Here is a 17,092-nt window from a genome sequence, read left to right on the forward strand (position 1 = left end):
GAAGATGAATAACTTTGAAACGGAGACAGATTATCGTAATATCCCTCGTGAATTATTAGATAGAAATATCCCACAAGGAAGAGGTATGATCAAATGGGCACCATTCATTATATGTACTAATTTATAACAAATGCTTACTTTATAGTATTTTTATGTATTAGTCATATATAATATGTAAAATCTTTTATAATAAAATCGTGAAAGAACTTTGATATTCTCTCACGATTTAATAACTCAACTTAACAGCATCCATCATTTTTATGCTGATTTTTTTCTTTATTTTCTTCTATATTCTCTTTTTTCTCCTCAATTTCTACAGAACAACAAGCTTGTTCTTTGGGTTTTAATTTAGAAATTGCTTTTTTAAATGCATTCTTTTCCATTGTAACACCTCCTTTAATTATTATTTAACATCCACACGATGTATCGCAACATTCATTTTTATTAATTATTTCTTCGTTTTCATCTATAAATTCAAAAACTTCTTTATATGGTGCTTGCTTTAATATATTAAAGGTTTTTTCACATACAAAGGTTCTTTCGCCTCGTTCAAAAATATGGTCATCATCATCTTCAATATGTTTAAATGGACCTTTGTATATAACAGATTGCCCTTTATCAATACATGGACCCTCTTTACCTTTGTGAGCTATAATCGTCATACTTCTAAAATCAATACCTTCAATAGTAGTCCATGTCTTTTCGCGTTTATCAATTTCTACACCATAAAATCCTACTTTTTCAAAAGCCTCTACAAATGATTTTTCTTCAATGGCTCCTGAATAACAGCCACTCCACAAGTTTTCGTCTTGTCTCAACTTTTCTGGTACTTCTACATTAGAAACAATATCTGAGATTACTGCTTTACCACCATCTTTTAAAACACGGTAAATTTCCCTGAATAGTGCTTCTTTGTCATCTGTTGAAACTAGGTTTAGAACACAATTTGATATAACCACATCTATACTATTATCCTTTATCATAGTCATTTCATTTTCTAAGTAATTAATATATTGCTTAATAGATTGATACGTACCTAAGTTGTTAACAGGATGTTCTTGTATATATTTATCGAGTTCTTCTAAATCTAATTTTAAGTTTTGAATTTTTCCTTTATGAAAAATAACATTATCATAACCAATTCTTTCAATCATTTGATTCTGATATTTTTTAGCAAGATTTAACATATCATCGTTCATGTCTACGCCAATAACTTTGCCTGTTTCACCAACAATTTGAGAAACTATATAAGGAACTTTGCCACCACCAGAACCTAAATCTAATACTGTATCTCCTTCTTTGATTTTACCTAAAGGATCTCCACAACCATAATCTTTCTCTATGATTTCATCTGGTATAATCTTTAAGTACTTTGTATCATATTCTACTGGGCAACATAAATTTTCTTCATGTTTTTTAGCAGCATTCCCATATCTATTGATTACTGAAGTTTCTTGATTCATTAATTTATCCTCCTTAAACTTAAACAATCATATTAACTATTAATCCTGTAGCAACAGCTACAACTAAAATTGCGATAACGAATGAGACTACAAATTTTTTCTTGAATAATTTCGATAATAATACAACTTCGGGAATACTTGCACCAGCACCACCTATTATCAACGCAACTACTGTTCCTAAGGACATCCCTTTTGATACTAATGCTTCAGCTATAGGTAACATTGTTTCAGGTCTGATATACATTGGAATACCTATAACAGATGCAATGAATACGGATATAACGCCATCTCCACTTGCGTATTTTGTAATAAATGTTTCAGGTACAAATCCATATATGAACGCTCCAATAAATACACCAATAAATAGGTATGGAAGCATTGGATATAAAAATGCCCACGCATCATTTAATGCTTGTTTAAAACGAGATCCCGTTTTATTAGCAAAAAATCCATCGCCTTTCACATTTACGCCTTTATAAGTTTCAGCTAAATTCATTTTTGAAAATACAAAACCTGTTAAGATACTAAATATTGCTAGTACAACAAAATAAACTATTGCAACTTTCCAACCTAATAAAGCCCATAACATAAATAGCATTAATGGATTCATCAATGGTGAAGCAATCAAAAAACTCATAGATGGACCGAAAGGGACTTTAGAATTTAATAATCCTGCGAGTATTGGAATAGTTGAACAGGAACAAAAGGGAGTAATCGCACCAAATATCATTCCTAAAAAATAATTAATTCCTTGGTTATGCTTACTTAACATGTTTTTGATTTTATCTTCTGAAACTACTTGTTGAATTAAACTTACAATAAAACTTACGATTATGAACAGTATTAATAATTCAAAAAATAGCATTAGAAATGTTTTTATAAATTCTATAATCGAATCTATCATTAGTATAACGCCTCCAAATTTATTAAATCAATATTTCTTGATATATTAATCAAAAAAATTTGATTAATGATATGTCAAAAAAGATACTTAAAGTATCTTACAACAAGTATCTTCATTCAATACTACCTGTATTTGTTGTTCATTAATTTTATAATAATTCCATGTACCATGTTTTTCTGCAATGAGGATATTTGCATCTACTAATTTTTTCAAATGGTAAGAAAGTTTAGATTGTTTTAATGCTAGCAATTCTTCCAAATCACATACACACAAAGATTTTGTATTGCTTTGACGTATAGAATGTAGGATTTTAAGTCTAATTTTATCTGCAAGTGCTTCAAACATCTTTTCATAAAAATTTAATTGCTCTTCTTCATCTACATCTGGATTGACCTTGATTACTTCCATTTAATCACTTCCATTCTGTTATCAGGTAGTTATTTAAGTTCTTGCACTGCTTGTTTAAAGTTATGTGCGGTTAATTCACCGTATGTTTCAATATTATCTTTGAAAAAAGAACTTTTCATATATGCTACAGCTTCATTTAAACACATATCTTTTGAAGTCATAACTAATTTTAAGTAACCAATAAAATAATCTACAGATAAAGTACCTGCATGATTTACCACCAAGGTTTTCCCTCCAACGCTCTAAATAATATATCAACTTTTTTTGATGTATTAAACTTAACACTTTTTTGTAATAATTTCAAATCCAAATACGGAAAATCCTTGCTTTGAGCGAACGTATGTTCTATTATGATATTGAGGTGCTATTATGTTATTCAATTCTAACATTCCAGATAAATATAAATATGAAACGGACTATAGAAAAATCCCAAGAGAATATTTGAATCCCAAAATCCCTCAAGGTCGTGGAAACATCAAATGGAGAGCTTTTGCCACTTTGCCTGAACAATATGAAATATTAAATAAAGTGATGCAAAATCAAAACAAAATTGCAAATCCCTTATTATCTGATGATTCTTTGAGCCAATTAGATTATATAGTTAGTGAAAAAATTCAATCCAATGAATCTTGTACAATTGAATATTGGAGTAACGGTTATATAAAAACTTATACTGGATTCATTTTGAAATTCAATGTATTAGAAAAATCTTTTTCCTTTTTCAATACTTCCAATAATAATTACTATACTTTATATAAAGAATATATTAACAACATATTTTAAAGTAACCATAAAATAGTAATTAACAAAATAAGAAAGGGGTATTCATAATAACTTTATGTTCCTCTTTTTACTTTTCAAAAAATAATAGCGTATATTGAATTTTTAAAAGTTTTCATACATTTTATTATATAAAGCGTTAACTTCATTCTTTAATGCTTTATTCTCTTTTTCTAATTTTTTAATTTTTCTTTTCAAGGATTCAATAATTGCATTTTTCCCATCATTTTTGGCTTGAATTACATTTGATTGAGTGCTGTGTTTACGCAATTCTTCAATTTTATTTCGAATTTCTTTATGATTATACAAAGTAGCTTTTGAAACATTTGCATAATTAGAAACAACATTAAAGTTAATCTCTATATTTTCTTTTAAGAGCCTTTCTATTGCAGAATTTACTTTTATTTCTGTATTAGCTTTTTTTCTTTTATGTATTTCTTTCATTTGGTTTTTTCTATCATAATTCCCCATAAGTCCTCCTATGTTTTCATCCTATTATTTCTACCAAAAATAACATTTCCATCTTTTATATTTTTTAATATGTCTTCATATTTTTCTAATAAATTGACATGCTTTTCTACCATATCATCTCTATTAAAATTTTTAGCTACTTCTATAGAATTAATGGTAGATTTAACAAGCAATTCATACTTTTCTACATCTAAATTTGAAAATCCTATTGCTAAATCTTTGCAGGGTTTACCTGAATTACAAGTTAAACATGGTGGTGCTTCCATATATGGGCAGTCACCTTTTAACCTTGCATGACACGTACCATATGGATTGTCCATAGCATTTAATTTATGCTCTTGCCATAAAGAGTTCAACGCATTCTCAGAAAGTTCACTACTATGTTTAATATTTTTTACTTTACCATCAATATCAAAGGTGAATGCTCCTTGATCTATAACTGATTCAAATGCTTTTCTTTTAGTATCATCAAGAAGTTTCGCATATCTAAGGGTCATTTCAGGAGAAGCATGAGCTAATAGTTCTTGAATAGTTAGAATATCAACTCCACCATTAAGCAACTTAACAGCATATGTATGCCTAAACTGATGTGTTTTAAAGTGGAAAATTTCTCCCTTTTCATCAACAATATTTTTAGTTTTAGCTAAATAATTTAAATGAGAACGAACTAAATGTTGAGTATATGGCATTCCTTTTCTCTTACCTTTGTATATAACAAATATATAATTATTAGGGTTGTTGTCCTTAGTACTTTGTCTTTTAGAACTTGCAATTAAAACTGCTAATATATCGGCTAATTGTTCATCAATAGGTATTCTATGGCCTTTTACAAAAGTTTTTGCTATATCAGTAACTATAGAATATTTACCATTAATTTTAGTAAGGCAGTTATCTTTTAAAGTTAATACATCTGATATACGTAAACCCGTTTTAAATGCTATCCAAATGATAGGTATAATTTCTTCAGGTAAAGAATTTATATTTTCAAATAGTTGATCTAATACAAAATCTGGAATATAATCAATTTGATTTTTTTCGAGTTTTTCATGTTTAGGTAGATCTTGTGGCAAAAATAAGAATCTTATATCTTCTATAGGTGCTATACTATATTTTTGCGTAATTATATCATTCAAAAACCTTCTAACTAATTTAAGTTCTTCACGTACAAAATTCTTTACACTTCGTACGTTTTTACTTTTTGCATATTTAAAAATGAAATCAATATATGTTTCCATATGCTTTCTTTCTAACTTATTTAAATCATTCCAATTAGGTTCTTGATTATGTATACTATTTAAAAATCTAGTCAAAACTCTTACATACATTCTACCTGTAGCAAAATTCATATCTCCGGTCAATAATCGCTGTTTTAAATATTGTTTTACAGAAGTTCTTATATTAAATGAATCTATCTTTTTAAAATTTAGATAATTTCCTGTAAGTGTTTTATTATAAGTCAATCCATACATTTCTAAATTTCTTATATCCCATAAATCTTTATCCCACTCTTCTCTGCTGTCAATCATTTTTGAAAACAGCCTATATAATTTTTTTAAACTTGAAGCTATAGGCGTTTTTGTTTCATAATTTCCAAAAACGATACTTTTTGATCTTTTTATAGTGGTTACATTTTGATTTTTTAACCACTTAATCCATTCAGACTCTAAACTATTAAATTCGTAATCTAATAATGAGTTTATATTTGGAAACTTTTCATTGAAGAAAGTAGCCAATTTATTAATATGTACTGCACCACCATTAAATAAAGAACTTAAAGACCAATATTCAGTAGTAATTAATTTCAGGCAAATATACTTGAATTCTAAATTTAAATACTTGTTTTGAAATCTAAAAAATATATTTTTTCTTTTACCATTATATCCGTTCAAATCATCTTGAAATTGATTAAAAATCTTAAAATTAGAAATGTGCCATACATCATTTTTATAGAAATAATCACTATAGATATCGGTATAAACAATATCTCCCTCAGAATTTATACTTTTACTTTTCAAAAAGCAAAGTTCCTTTTTTAATTTGTTTTGAAAAAAATCATCTGTATTTTGGACGCTATTATTCATGTGAATCTCCTATTCAAATATTTGGAATGAATCTTTTACTTTTTCCCAATTTTCACGGATAAGCTGATCATTATTATGAATATACAAATCCATAGTGGTTTGTATATTACTGTGTCCAAGCCGTTCTTGAACTTGTTTTATATTTTTACTTTTATTATAAAAAATAGTAGCATGAGTGTGCCTTAACAAGTGAGGATGAACCATAATTCCAGTTTTCTTTCTTAAACGTTTAAATATTGAATTTACATCATTATAGTCTAAAGGTTCTCCAATATTTTTACCTTTAACTTTAATAAACAAAAATTCAGAATCAGTTGAAACTTCATCTAATACTTCATATAAATAATCATCATATAAATCAATCAAAGCTTGTGAAATGTATATTTTACGTTCCCCACTTTTTAATCTAGCTCCATTTTTATTTTTTCTATTTTTCAAAATAATTTGATGTCCATTAGTCAAATCATATTTAATATCATCTATGTAAAGTGACAACAATTCCCCAATACGCAATCCTGTTTCATATAATAATTGAATCATAAATTTATCCCTAATGTTATTTGATGCTTTTATTAACTCTTTTATTTCACTGGTACTCAATATTTTCATTTTTTCTTTTGGCACTTTTACTTTTAGTGTATTTGTATATAATAAATCATTTGTATTTACATGATCTAAAAAACTTTTATAAGAAGACTGACGACCTCTTTCTATTAAAATTGATTTAGCAACGTCAATTTTAGATTTTTTAGTTCTAAATAAGTAATCATAAAAGTTAGTAACTACAGTGATAGTTAAATTAATAGTTTTAGGGCTTTTTCCATATAATGGTCTATCTTTAAATATAACTTTTTCATATTTATTTGGTGATTTTAACCACATAACAAAATCAACTAAATCATCAAAAGTTACATCTTTATGATCTTTATTTTTAAATTCTAGGTACATAAAATATCTTTTTAAACAATATGCATAAGTCTTTAAAGTATTCTCACTTTTATCAACACTCTCTAAATACTTTAAATAATAGGTAACATCTTCAACTGGATTTAAATTACTATCAATTATCATAAAGTTCTTTCCCCTGTTAGAATTCACATTTACTATTTTCATATTATAATCCCTTTCTTAAATTTAATTTAAGAATACACTAATTTAATACATTTTCATATTATACATATAATACGTAATAAAATTAGTTTAGATAACAATTTTTTCTGTTAAATATCTCGCAATATTGTTATACATATTATACAAAGTAAACTCTAAAGTTATTAATACATATAACCTTTTGCTACTCTGCCAGAGCAATTTGAAACTATTCAACAATATATTATGGATCAAAATAAAATTGATCGTCCTGTACTATCAGAAGATCAACTTACTGAATTAAATATTAAATTACATGAAGCTCTGCAACGATTACGTCCTGTTAAGATTAGATATTACAATGATGGTTTCATAGATACTATGACTTTGACTATACATCGTATTGATTCGATTAATTTTGAAATAGAAGGATATATTAACCAACGTCAACTTCAGAAATTATCTCTGTTTGATATTTTAGATATTACTATATTGCATTAATTTTAGATTCTCTCATAAATTGGACTGCTACATATTTATTTTAAATTATCTACTTTTTATTTATCAGTCTTAAAATAAGGCATATCTAAATTTATTAATACTTAGATAAAGTAAAAAAGAGGCTGAACATAAATTGTTCAACCTCTTCATAAAAAATATTAGCTATTTTTACTTTCGATATCAGAAATAATTTCTTTTGTTTTTCTTTCGATATCTTCAAAGTCTTTTTTGAAAATATAAGCGAAAACAGCTACGCCAACACCAGCAACTACAGTTGTAATTGCTAATAAGCTAAATACAAATTTAAATAAACCTTTAATAAAGTTCCACATTCTAAATTCACCTCTATAAAATAATATACCAATCTACAATTCATTATACTATCATATTTAGAATAATCATTAAATATATACCCATTCTCTAAAAAAATATGCATCCAACATAATTAGTCAACAATATAAAAAATCGAAGCACCATAAAGTGATGCTCCGATATTGTCTTTATGCTTTATATAATAACGTTGATTATCTATTAATAAATTCTTTATGTTAAGATAACTATACATTAGAACAATTTTAGTAAGTCCACCAACTGTATACTCTTTGCTTTACTGAATGATAAAATCTGTACACTTATCATTCACCTCCAATAATTAAACATTTATGTTTTAATTGTAACTTATATTTTTACAAACACAATTAATATAAAATTACATTTTTATTACAATTATACCAAAATAAAGGATGTGTAATAATGCAACAAGTGACATCAGATATTATGACCTTTAGAGGCTCTCACTTTGATTTAGGTGTAGCGACTGCCAAATGGCTACAGCAAACGCCCTTATTAAGTAATCGCCAACAAGAATGGAAAAAGCGTATACCGAGATTTGATATAGACATTAATGAAACTTATCAAATTTATCAAACTTATGCGCCTCAAATTTGGGATGAATTGATGGGATTACAAAGTGTATTAAAGTTACCAACGAGACAAATCATCTTGAATTTTGGTCATTTTCGTTTTACTGATTTAAAAGAAAGTGGTTGCACCGTATTTCAAGGCCAAGATTATTTAGTAAGAAACTATGATTATCATCCTGCTACATACGATGGCAGATATTTATTATATCAACCAACAGATGGTGGCCTAGCACAAATAGGTCCTACATCAAGAGTAACTGGTCGTATGGACGGCATGAACGAAGCGGGATTAGCTATGGCCTATAACTTTATGCACCGTAAACATCCTGCGAATGGTTTCGTTTGTTATATGATTGGTCGCTTAATATTGGAATATTGCAGCAATGTTACAGAAGCAATCCAATTATTAAAAAACATTCCACATAGAAGTTCGTTTAGTTATATATTAATGGACAAGGAATTAAATCACGTTATTGTAGAAGTCACTCCACGCTCTATTGATGTACGTCACGATATATTTTGTACAAACCATTTTGAAATACTGACTCATGAGAATCGCAATTATACTAAAGAGTCTACTGAACGACTAGCACGGGTAATGAAACAAACACCTGAACATATCGATATGCATACAGCGTTCAAGATATTTAATGACCCTCTATATGAAATTTACAGTAAATTATTCAGAAGTTGGTCAGGCACGATACATACATCTATGTATCACCCACAAAGTTTAACAGCTTATATGACATTAGGTGAAAATAAACCACCAGAAATGATTGATTTCAATTCTTGGTTGGAAGGTAATGAATTATCCATTAGTCAATTTACTGGTCACATTGACACAGATTTAACCTTTGCCAATATATAACAATAGAAGGGGGTTGGATAGAAATAAATTTTATATAAAATTTATTTCTATCCAACCCCTGCAAGACTGACTAGGTTTGTAAAACGTTGATTTATCAACCTTTTACAAACCAGACAGTTACTGCTAAATGCTTAAATTTAGTCTGAAATGATTATGTTCTAGACTCTTCTAGTTTATTATTATCTCACACCGCCTACTATCCATTAACTTCTATTAATCGATGTCGATGTCACCATCAATAGTATAGAATTCTAAAACATTGTCACTATTACCTACTTTACCATTTTTAAAAGCCTTATTATGAATTAAACTTTTTCCAGTACCAGGGTTCAATTTCAATATTGTATTAACGGGTTTCTCAGCGTATTCAAACGAAATGTCACCTTCTTTAGTTGAGGCTTTGACGTCAGACTGTGCCGGCATTTTTTTAAATTTAACTTCACCATGATCATTAATAAATATAGTTTGCTTTAATTTACTATTAATGATAGATAGCTTACCACCTTTTAACTTGAAATCACTATTAACTATGTTGCTATTTTTTATATATAAATCTTTACTAAAATTTGTATATAGGTTTACATTATCAAATTGAACATTATCTAAATTAAAGTCACCAGTATGATTAATAATATTACTATCATTCAATGCTATACCAGAAATTTTTAAATGACCTGCATCCATATCAATATTTAAGGATTTTATTTTATTATCAGGAACTTCTATCGTTAATTGTTTTTTATTATGATAAAAAGGGTTCAAATCCGTAGAATACCCTCTGTTCTTATTTTGTGAATCTCTTACTTTAAGACATTTATCTTTAATTTTAGTTTGAATATGATTATCACCATTGTATGTTATCTTGAATTGACTACCTTTTTTTAATGTTAAATTGCTATTATCTAATTTAACATCTAAACGGTTAAATATATCTTGTTGAAACGTCTTGTCATAATTTTGGGTATCATATTTATCTTTATCAAAGACAAACCAAGTTGTCGTGGCAGCAATAAAAAAGACAATAAATACACTTATACCGATAAAAAAGAGCTTTTTCATTTTTTGACGCTCCCTTTAACTGTTTTAATATACCAAGTTAAGTATTTTAAAATAATGCGATATATATACTCTAATACTTTAAATATTATAATGATACATACTAAACCAATCCCCGAATAAGAAATAGCAAATAAAATATTACTTATTGAGTCATATATACCTTTTAAAAAAGCATTGATGATCAAGAGAATTGGACAGAATAATAACGTTAAAGATAATAAAAATAGCAATAAAATAATAATACCAATTAAAGTTACAGGTATTAAAATTACAAACATTGACAATATACCTAAACTTAACGATGCTATGACAGCGCGAGCGATATTAGTAAAATTAGGTTTGATTTGAGCATAGTCAATAATATTTTGTGCTTTTACTTCATTAGCTACATCATAAGGATCTTTTAATTTTTTTATGATTTTTTCTTCTGATTCACCATTTAATTCTTGTTCATAAAAGTACGTTTCATATTCATACATTTTTTGATCGATTAATGGTCTTGGCAAACCTTTAAGTGAGGTTTCTAATTCATTTAAATACGTAATCTTATTCATATTAGTCACTCATCCTGATTATCATATTCAATACTCTCTTTTTCTGTGATTAAATCTAACAACGCTAATGACTGAAAAATTCAATACGTTTAATTTCACGATTTTCACATAATAAATTTAATTTCATGTGATGGTCACGATCTAAGTATTTAATTGATTCATATTTCTTACCTATAATGTTCTTTTTATAATTAAAGCCTAATTGGTTAATGACATCATCAATTGATTCTCCAATATTACCATCAAAGCTAGTATTGACCGTACTATCTTTTACAAGCATAATACCTTTAACTACGTTATCTTTTTGTCTAACTTTGACTGTTAAATTAGGATGTTCTTTATCACTATAAAATTTAAATCTTTCCATTTTAATTTTTTTATTAATTTCATAACCTTTGTCATTAAATGTTTGGTTTAGCTGTATGTTATTTATTGTCGTATCTGATAAATCTACTGTTTTTGTTTGACGATATTGTTGCAGTCCAATAACTACTAATATGGCACAAATCAAAAAAAGACCAAATACTATCCAGCGATTTTGAATTCGCAACGAGGTCACCACTTTCCATTTTATTAATTTAAATATAGCATATGCTTTTATTTGTTTCATCTTTAACAAGATTTAACATAAATAATGCAATTAATTTATTTTATTACCTTTTATTAACATAAATTGGTATAATATTGTAAATGCTAAAGGAGGTTTTTACGATGACAAATTTAGAAACTTATTTCAAAAATAGTCAGCCATTAAATGATTATATTGATAGTATGAAAACTAACAAAGATAATATCAGCGAAATCTATCAATCATTTGACATGCCAAATGACAGTGAACGCCTTAATAAAATCAGCAACATGGACTACTCTAAAGTATTAGTCATTACTGAAGACTGGTGTGGCGATGCCATGATGAATTTGCCAATTTTAAAACATATCAGTGAAGCTTTAAATCTTGAAGTACGTGTTTTCCATAGAGATGATGATACACGCTTAATTGACCAATACTTAACAAATGGTAAATCTCGCTCAATTCCTATTTTTGTATTCTTGAATGATCAATATGAACAAGAAACTGTTTGGGGTCCAAGAGCTTCTGAAGTACAAAAATTTGTGACTGATTTACGTAATGATAAATTGCCAAGTAAAGACCATCCAGATTATAATGACTTAGAAAAAGAAACACATTTAATTATTTCTAACCGTTATAAAACAGATGCTACATTCTGGAAAGCAGTTTATAATTCTATCTTAAATAAACTCGAAACTAAATAAAACAATACAAAAGCGAGTCATATTCGATACTTCGATCAATGACTCGCTTTTATTTTAATTAAATATCCTTTTTAGCCGCATATAATACACTAATTATGAATAACACAATGATAGATGCAATAGAAATGAACCATTGCCAATTGGTAAAATCAATATTAACTTCTGTCATTTTATTAGTTAGATACGTAAATGGTAAATATTTAAATGACTTATTAATTTTATCTCCAATAGTTGGTATCAAGCCAATTAATGGTTGAATAAAAGGCACTATTAGCAGTAAAAAGATACCTAATGTGAATATCACCGCTGTTTGCTGCACCACTAATGTCACGAATAACAACACTAATCCAAAGAATAAGAAGAAGATTAAATAAAACCAAATATTATTTAAAAATTTATCTCCATCTAAAGCTTTTCCTTTTGTTGATTGTTGCAATATCATCATTAAAATATATTGTAATAATGTAAATAATAAAGAAATTCCAACAATTGATATTGTTTTTGCGACAATATAACCAATACGGCTCTTCATTTTACTCATATACAACTGTATTGTCCCTTGAGAATAATCACGAGTTATCGTTTTAATAATAAATAATAACCCTATGAATAAAAATAGCCAATTAGATAACGCGAATACCATGTCGTAATTCACTTCATGTGATGGATTGTTTTTGGCATTAGACATTAACATCGTTTGCATCGTTGATAATCCAGCAACCACAATAAGTGATATATATGTTAATGGACTTTTTAAAATACTATAAAAATCAAATTTAACGAGTTGGAATATATTCATTAGTTATCACCTCTTTGATTAATATTGAAGTACGTATCACGTAGTGAACTCTTACGTGTTTCAATATATTGTGGGTAGATATTTGCTTTAGCTAACAATTTTAATAATTGCTCATAATTATTTTGAGATTTAATCATGATATGGCCATCTGCTTTTTCAGATTGTTTAATATCAAATTCTACTGATAGTGCCTCAATAGCTTGATCGAACTGAGCATGATTAACAGTAATTAGCGTCACTTCTTGAGGTCCACCATCTTTCATATTAATATCTTGTACAAAATGACCATCTCTTAAGAAGATTGCTCTATCACAAATCAACTCAATATCCTCTAATTTATGACTTGAAATAAGTATTTTCATACCTAATTCTTGTACTAAACTTTGTATAGTTGTTAAGACGTCGATTGAACCATCTGGATCCATACCATTTGTTGGCTCATCCAATATTAAATATTTAGGTTTATTCATTAAAGACACCGCGATTGCTAACTTCTGTTTCATTCCCATAGAATATTTCTTAACTTTTTTCTTCACATATGGTCTCATACCAAATGCATCGATAATTTTATCAGTATATGCTTTATCAAAACCTTGTCCTAAGACTTGAGCAAATAATTTTAAATTATATAAACCTGATTTATTGTCATATAATTTGGGATGTTCAATTAAAAATCCAACATTATCTTTATGATTTAATGCTACTTTTCCTTTGAAATTTATAATATTACCATTCATGACTTTCATTAATGTTGTCTTACCAACACCATTTTTACCAATTAATCCGACAATTTGACTTGTTCCAAAATCAAAATTAATATCATCTAATACTTTTTGTGTACCATATTGTTTAGTAATATTTTCTAATTTCATCAAAGTCCTCCTTTAAATTGATTGACGCGTTATTTTTTTATACTGAATAAAGTAATTAATCATTAATGCTACAATACTTATGGCAATGAGACCATAATTTAATATGTAGACATAGTACTTTGGTAATGTAAAACGATTAAAAATAAAATAATCGACAAAATTTATCACTATAGCAATAAACAAAGGTAACAACCAAGCAATAGTTATAATATAAAATATATATGATATATAACTTCTACGTAATTCAGTCATTTTACTAAAAGCAACAGGTAATGATAAAAAGTTAGCTACAATAAAATTAAAGAACGTAGGAAAATAAATATCGTTAACGCCTAATGACATTGAATTATCGTCGTATAAGTATAGAACCAAGGCACCTAAAAAAGTAAAAATGATACAAGTAATATAATTTGAGTTTAATAAGTCCTTTTTAGAAACAGGTAAACTACCAAATATAAAATAGGAATTGTTACCACCTAAGCGTTTATGCACTCTAAATAAATGGCCAGAATCAAGTATAAAAACAACAAAAACTAATATAAATGCTAAGAACCCAAAAATATAATAAGTTATAGAGTCTTTAGCAAAAGAGGCGTAAATTGGGTAAAACAGTAATGCAATAGCATATGTAATAAGTGTCAGCTGGCGTAATTTCAAATTTCTCATAATCAGGTTTTTCATTGTTTAAAACCTCCACTTTGCTTATGACAATTGTCTTTACCATTTTCTAAATAAACCATTAACTTTTCAATCGTTGGTCTTTCGATTTCAACTTTATTGCCTAAAATTTCTTCAAATACTTGTGCATGTTCTGTTAATGCGGTAAATCCTGTTGCACGTTCATCTTTATATAATAACAATGATGATAATTCATCATCTAAATCCAATATTGAACCATGAATGATTTGATAACGTTGTAAAATATCATTAGTTGACCCATGCAATTTGATTTGTCCATCACTGAGATAAACAATATAATCGGCAATCATTTCTAAATCTGAAATAATATGTGTCGACATAAATACAGTTTTATTGCTCTTAATTAATTCTTGCTGAATCATTTCAAGTACTTCATTTCTAACAACTGGATCTAAACCTGACGTTGGTTCATCAAATATAAATAAATCTGCGTGATGTGATAATGCTATTGTTAATGACAATTTCATTTTCATACCTGTTGACAACGTTTTAATTTTCTTCTCAGGTACTATATTAAATCGTTGTAGTAATTGAAGGAATTTGTCATGATCCCACCTACTATAAAATGGTGCGATGATTTTTTCTAATTTTTTAACTGTCCAATTTTCATTAAAATAGCTCTCAGAATAAACAAAACCAATTCTATCTTTAATACCCACGGGGTCTTCTTGCATACGTTGTTGCCACAGTGTAATTGTGCCAGATTGAGGACTGTATAAATCCATAATTAAACGAATAATTGTAGTCTTTCCAGCACCATTCGTACCGATAAAACCAGTTACATAGCCTTCAGGAACTTGAAAGGTTATATCATTAAGCTGTAATCCACCTTGTTCAAATGTTACTGCATTTAATTCAATAGCATTCAAGATAATTCCTCCTCGTATATAAGAGCTAAAATATCTTGTAATTCTTCTAATGACATACCAATCGTTTTAGCTTCTTTAACTAAATCTTTAGTTAAATTTTCAATTGCAAAAAATTGCTTTTCTTTAAAGATAGCGCTATCTTGTTCTTTCACAAAAGTCCCTTTACCTCTAATTGTTGTTACAAAGCCATCTTTTTCTAAATCCTCATACGCTCTTTTAGTCGTAATTAGACTAACTTTCAAATCTTTCGCTAATTCCCTCATTGATGCTAAGTGTTCTCCTGGTTGAACATATCCTTTGAGAATATTTTCTTTAATCTGTTGCTTGATTTGTTCATAAATTGGAGAGTCACTATTATTTTTTAAAATTATTTTCATGAATGTCCCCTTTCAGAACTGTATATACACACTATATACACTATATACAATTTTGTAAACTATAAACCTTCCAATGAGTCAAAATACTTCCCATAATGTGATGATATTGACTTATTTAGAGTACAAATGTGTTGTATTGCTAATGAAATTGGGACCGACATAAATATTTCAAAGCAATGATTGCATAGATATTCTTCTGACATATTAATATAAAATCTGCATGTGACTTTTTGATACGGTATCATACCCACTTTAGTATTAGTGATTAGAGCGATAAAACATTGATTCACCAGCACTTTTTCATCAGACAATAACTGCCATATGCATCAGATTGTCTATAGGATCCTATTAGATACATTCTCTTCACCATATCCTACTTAGCTATGTTAAGAAAATTATTAATAAAAAAACTGCACTAACAATGATCTATATGTGAATAAGTTCTTGATTATCACATAAGCTATTGTTAGGCAGTTAACTATTTTTTATTATTCTTACGTCGATCATTATGTCTACTAATAAACGCACAAATCATAAACATAATTGCTGCTAGTAAAAGTTTTATTCCTTGTTCTTCACTATTTGTTGATTGTAAATAATAACCAACAACAAATAATATGATAGCAATGATTACAAATATTTTTGTTAAATGCTTCATTTATTTCACCTCAACATTTCCCATTATAACAAACTTACGATTACATGTTGAGTTCTTCTATATCATCATTTTGATGAGTTGTTGCTTAACATTTATTAAATTAATGTGCCCAATTTTAAATGAACTGTACCCTTAATAATTAAGATGATAGTTACTGATTGCTTTAAACTATTTTTTATTTTTCCATTTGCTTTCTAACCAAATCCTTAACACAATTAAAAAAGATCCAGTAATCAAAGTCATTAAACCTTCTTGCCACCATTCCATTTTATGACCTCCTAAATTACACCATCAAAATTGACTTTAAAAAGTTTCTATACATATTCTAACATAAAATGCGAACATGTGTTCGTATTTTAATTGTTATTTTTAAATTTGTCGATAGAACCCACAACTTCACTTTATCTTTGTTATAATTGAATATAATATGTATTTGAAG

Annotated in this window: 22 protein-coding genes and 2 pseudogenes; 5 read left to right on the forward strand and 19 right to left on the reverse strand. The window is 27.7% G+C overall.

The features are described 5' to 3' along the window. Positions 1-4: 4 nt before the first annotated feature. A pseudogene (locus J3R86_RS12190) lies at positions 5-106 on the forward strand (YolD-like family protein); the annotation flags it as partial. 133 nt (positions 107-239) lie between these two features. On the opposite strand, the gene J3R86_RS08750 reads toward J3R86_RS12190, so the two are convergent. The 5 genes from J3R86_RS08750 to J3R86_RS08770 form a co-directional block, all read right to left on the reverse strand. Continuing rightward, complete coding sequence (locus J3R86_RS08750) at positions 240-383, reverse strand: hypothetical protein (protein ID WP_207516972.1); 144 nt, start codon at positions 381-383, stop codon at positions 240-242. A 24-nt stretch (positions 384-407) separates the two neighbouring features. Continuing rightward, entirely contained in the window at positions 408-1,463 is a 1,056-nt protein-coding gene (locus J3R86_RS08755) for a methyltransferase domain-containing protein (RefSeq protein WP_207516973.1), read from the reverse strand. Positions 1,464-1,482: 19 nt separating this feature from the next. Beyond that, complete coding sequence (locus J3R86_RS08760; protein WP_207516974.1) at positions 1,483-2,367, reverse strand: permease; 885 nt, start codon at positions 2,365-2,367, stop codon at positions 1,483-1,485. A gap of 87 nt (positions 2,368-2,454) precedes the next feature. Continuing rightward, positions 2,455-2,775: an ArsR/SmtB family transcription factor gene (locus tag J3R86_RS08765; protein WP_207516975.1), complete on the reverse strand. Its 321-nt coding sequence runs from the start codon at positions 2,773-2,775 to the stop codon at positions 2,455-2,457. Positions 2,776-2,804: 29 nt separating this feature from the next. Beyond that, entirely contained in the window at positions 2,805-2,999 is a 195-nt protein-coding gene (locus J3R86_RS08770) for a hypothetical protein (protein ID WP_207516976.1), read from the reverse strand. Between the two features lie 145 nt (positions 3,000-3,144). On the opposite strand from J3R86_RS08770, the gene J3R86_RS08775 reads away from it, so the two are divergent. Continuing rightward, on the forward strand, positions 3,145-3,558 hold the full coding sequence (locus tag J3R86_RS08775) for a YolD-like family protein (RefSeq protein WP_207516977.1): 414 nt from the start codon (positions 3,145-3,147) through the stop codon (positions 3,556-3,558). Positions 3,559-3,660: 102 nt separating this feature from the next. Here J3R86_RS08775 and J3R86_RS08780 read toward each other — a convergent pair whose 3' ends face one another. The 3 genes from J3R86_RS08780 to J3R86_RS08790 are packed head-to-tail and all read right to left on the reverse strand — an operon-like array spanning position 3,661 to position 7,220. Next, positions 3,661-4,026 carry a DUF6262 family protein gene (locus J3R86_RS08780; RefSeq protein WP_207516978.1) on the reverse strand — a complete coding sequence of 122 codons (366 nt, stop codon included), beginning with the start codon at positions 4,024-4,026 and terminating at the stop codon, positions 3,661-3,663. 8 nt (positions 4,027-4,034) lie between these two features. Then, a complete protein-coding gene (locus J3R86_RS08785; protein ID WP_207516979.1) occupies positions 4,035-6,107 on the reverse strand; it encodes a site-specific integrase in 2,073 nt (690 codons plus the stop codon). Between the two features lie 9 nt (positions 6,108-6,116). After that, the gene (locus J3R86_RS08790; RefSeq protein ID WP_207516980.1) at positions 6,117-7,220 is read right to left on the reverse strand and encodes a tyrosine-type recombinase/integrase; all 1,104 of its coding nucleotides are present in this window, start codon (positions 7,218-7,220) and stop codon (positions 6,117-6,119) included. 174 nt (positions 7,221-7,394) lie between these two features. On the opposite strand from J3R86_RS08790, the pseudogene J3R86_RS08795 reads away from it, so the two are divergent. After that, a pseudogene (locus J3R86_RS08795) lies at positions 7,395-7,697 on the forward strand (YolD-like family protein); the annotation flags it as partial. A gap of 158 nt (positions 7,698-7,855) precedes the next feature. Here the strand turns inward: J3R86_RS08795 and J3R86_RS08800 are convergent. Further along, the gene (locus J3R86_RS08800) at positions 7,856-8,029 is read right to left on the reverse strand and encodes a hypothetical protein (RefSeq protein ID WP_002464717.1); all 174 of its coding nucleotides are present in this window, start codon (positions 8,027-8,029) and stop codon (positions 7,856-7,858) included. Between the two features lie 421 nt (positions 8,030-8,450). On the opposite strand from J3R86_RS08800, the gene J3R86_RS08805 reads away from it, so the two are divergent. Then, positions 8,451-9,491 (forward strand): C45 family autoproteolytic acyltransferase/hydrolase, encoded by a 1,041-nt coding sequence (locus tag J3R86_RS08805; protein ID WP_207516981.1) that lies wholly within the window; start codon positions 8,451-8,453, stop codon positions 9,489-9,491. A gap of 213 nt (positions 9,492-9,704) precedes the next feature. Here the strand turns inward: J3R86_RS08805 and J3R86_RS08810 are convergent, their stop codons facing one another. The 3 genes from J3R86_RS08810 to J3R86_RS08820 form a co-directional block, all read right to left on the reverse strand. Further along, positions 9,705-10,550, reverse strand: coding sequence for a DUF4097 family beta strand repeat-containing protein (locus tag J3R86_RS08810; protein WP_207516982.1), 846 nt, complete (start codon positions 10,548-10,550; stop codon positions 9,705-9,707). Further along, positions 10,547-11,104: an HAAS signaling domain-containing protein gene (locus tag J3R86_RS08815; protein ID WP_207516983.1), complete on the reverse strand. Its 558-nt coding sequence runs from the start codon at positions 11,102-11,104 to the stop codon at positions 10,547-10,549. The genes J3R86_RS08810 and J3R86_RS08815 overlap by 4 nt, the downstream gene beginning before the upstream one ends. A gap of 64 nt (positions 11,105-11,168) precedes the next feature. Beyond that, positions 11,169-11,654, reverse strand: a complete 486-nt coding sequence (locus J3R86_RS08820) for a hypothetical protein (RefSeq protein WP_207518539.1) — start codon at positions 11,652-11,654, stop codon at positions 11,169-11,171. 161 nt (positions 11,655-11,815) lie between these two features. On the opposite strand from J3R86_RS08820, the gene J3R86_RS08825 reads away from it, so the two are divergent. Further along, on the forward strand, positions 11,816-12,379 hold the full coding sequence (locus J3R86_RS08825; RefSeq protein WP_207516984.1) for a thioredoxin family protein: 564 nt from the start codon (positions 11,816-11,818) through the stop codon (positions 12,377-12,379). A 58-nt stretch (positions 12,380-12,437) separates the two neighbouring features. Here the strand turns inward: J3R86_RS08825 and pmtD are convergent, their stop codons facing one another. From pmtD to J3R86_RS08860, 7 genes are all read right to left on the reverse strand, one after another. Continuing rightward, entirely contained in the window at positions 12,438-13,178 is a 741-nt protein-coding gene (gene pmtD / locus J3R86_RS08830; protein WP_207516985.1) for a phenol-soluble modulin export ABC transporter permease subunit PmtD, read from the reverse strand. After that, entirely contained in the window at positions 13,178-14,050 is an 873-nt protein-coding gene (pmtC, locus tag J3R86_RS08835) for a phenol-soluble modulin export ABC transporter ATP-binding protein PmtC (protein WP_207516986.1), read from the reverse strand. The genes pmtD and pmtC overlap by 1 nt, the downstream gene beginning before the upstream one ends. A 12-nt stretch (positions 14,051-14,062) precedes the next feature. Continuing rightward, entirely contained in the window at positions 14,063-14,731 is a 669-nt protein-coding gene (gene pmtB / locus J3R86_RS08840) for a phenol-soluble modulin export ABC transporter permease subunit PmtB (RefSeq protein WP_207516987.1), read from the reverse strand. Continuing rightward, entirely contained in the window at positions 14,728-15,618 is an 891-nt protein-coding gene (gene pmtA, locus J3R86_RS08845) for a phenol-soluble modulin export ABC transporter ATP-binding protein PmtA (RefSeq protein ID WP_207516988.1), read from the reverse strand. Before pmtA ends, pmtB begins: the two co-directional genes overlap by 4 nt. Further along, the gene (pmtR, locus tag J3R86_RS08850; RefSeq protein WP_207516989.1) at positions 15,615-15,995 is read right to left on the reverse strand and encodes a PSM export ABC transporter transcriptional regulator PmtR; all 381 of its coding nucleotides are present in this window, start codon (positions 15,993-15,995) and stop codon (positions 15,615-15,617) included. The genes pmtA and pmtR overlap by 4 nt, the downstream gene beginning before the upstream one ends. A gap of 478 nt (positions 15,996-16,473) precedes the next feature. Beyond that, on the reverse strand, positions 16,474-16,653 hold the full coding sequence (locus tag J3R86_RS08855; protein WP_207516990.1) for an SE1626 family protein: 180 nt from the start codon (positions 16,651-16,653) through the stop codon (positions 16,474-16,476). A 168-nt stretch (positions 16,654-16,821) separates the two neighbouring features. Next, positions 16,822-16,920 (reverse strand): Trp-rich small protein, encoded by a 99-nt coding sequence (locus J3R86_RS08860; protein WP_207516991.1) that lies wholly within the window; start codon positions 16,918-16,920, stop codon positions 16,822-16,824. Positions 16,921-17,092 lie beyond the last annotated feature (172 nt).

The organism is Staphylococcus simiae, from assembly GCF_017357005.1.
In the GTDB taxonomy this organism is placed as follows: Bacteria; Bacillota; Bacilli; order Staphylococcales; family Staphylococcaceae; genus Staphylococcus; species Staphylococcus simiae_A.

Coding starts and splice junctions, on each gene's coding strand:
- J3R86_RS08825 (WP_207516984.1), top strand. CDS start 11,816: ATGACAAATTTAGAAACTTATTTCAAAAATAGTCAGCCATTAAATGAT.
- J3R86_RS08750 (WP_207516972.1), bottom strand. CDS start 383: ATGGAAAAGAATGCATTTAAAAAAGCAATTTCTAAATTAAAACCCAAA.
- J3R86_RS08815 (WP_207516983.1), bottom strand. CDS start 11,104: ATGAATAAGATTACGTATTTAAATGAATTAGAAACCTCACTTAAAGGT.
- pmtD (WP_207516985.1), bottom strand. CDS start 13,178: ATGAATATATTCCAACTCGTTAAATTTGATTTTTATAGTATTTTAAAA.
- J3R86_RS08785 (WP_207516979.1), bottom strand. CDS start 6,107: ATGAATAATAGCGTCCAAAATACAGATGATTTTTTTCAAAACAAATTA.
- J3R86_RS08755 (WP_207516973.1), bottom strand. CDS start 1,463: ATGAATCAAGAAACTTCAGTAATCAATAGATATGGGAATGCTGCTAAA.
- J3R86_RS08780 (WP_207516978.1), bottom strand. CDS start 4,026: ATGGGGAATTATGATAGAAAAAACCAAATGAAAGAAATACATAAAAGA.
- pmtB (WP_207516987.1), bottom strand. CDS start 14,731: ATGAAAAACCTGATTATGAGAAATTTGAAATTACGCCAGCTGACACTT.
- J3R86_RS08800 (WP_002464717.1), bottom strand. CDS start 8,029: ATGTGGAACTTTATTAAAGGTTTATTTAAATTTGTATTTAGCTTATTA.
- J3R86_RS08760 (WP_207516974.1), bottom strand. CDS start 2,367: ATGATAGATTCGATTATAGAATTTATAAAAACATTTCTAATGCTATTT.
- J3R86_RS08860 (WP_207516991.1), bottom strand. CDS start 16,920: ATGGAATGGTGGCAAGAAGGTTTAATGACTTTGATTACTGGATCTTTT.
- J3R86_RS08765 (WP_207516975.1), bottom strand. CDS start 2,775: ATGGAAGTAATCAAGGTCAATCCAGATGTAGATGAAGAAGAGCAATTA.
- J3R86_RS08775 (WP_207516977.1), top strand. CDS start 3,145: ATGTTATTCAATTCTAACATTCCAGATAAATATAAATATGAAACGGAC.
- J3R86_RS08805 (WP_207516981.1), top strand. CDS start 8,451: ATGCAACAAGTGACATCAGATATTATGACCTTTAGAGGCTCTCACTTT.
- pmtC (WP_207516986.1), bottom strand. CDS start 14,050: ATGAAATTAGAAAATATTACTAAACAATATGGTACACAAAAAGTATTA.
- J3R86_RS08790 (WP_207516980.1), bottom strand. CDS start 7,220: ATGAAAATAGTAAATGTGAATTCTAACAGGGGAAAGAACTTTATGATA.
- pmtR (WP_207516989.1), bottom strand. CDS start 15,995: ATGAAAATAATTTTAAAAAATAATAGTGACTCTCCAATTTATGAACAA.
- J3R86_RS08810 (WP_207516982.1), bottom strand. CDS start 10,550: ATGAAAAAGCTCTTTTTTATCGGTATAAGTGTATTTATTGTCTTTTTT.
- J3R86_RS08855 (WP_207516990.1), bottom strand. CDS start 16,653: ATGAAGCATTTAACAAAAATATTTGTAATCATTGCTATCATATTATTT.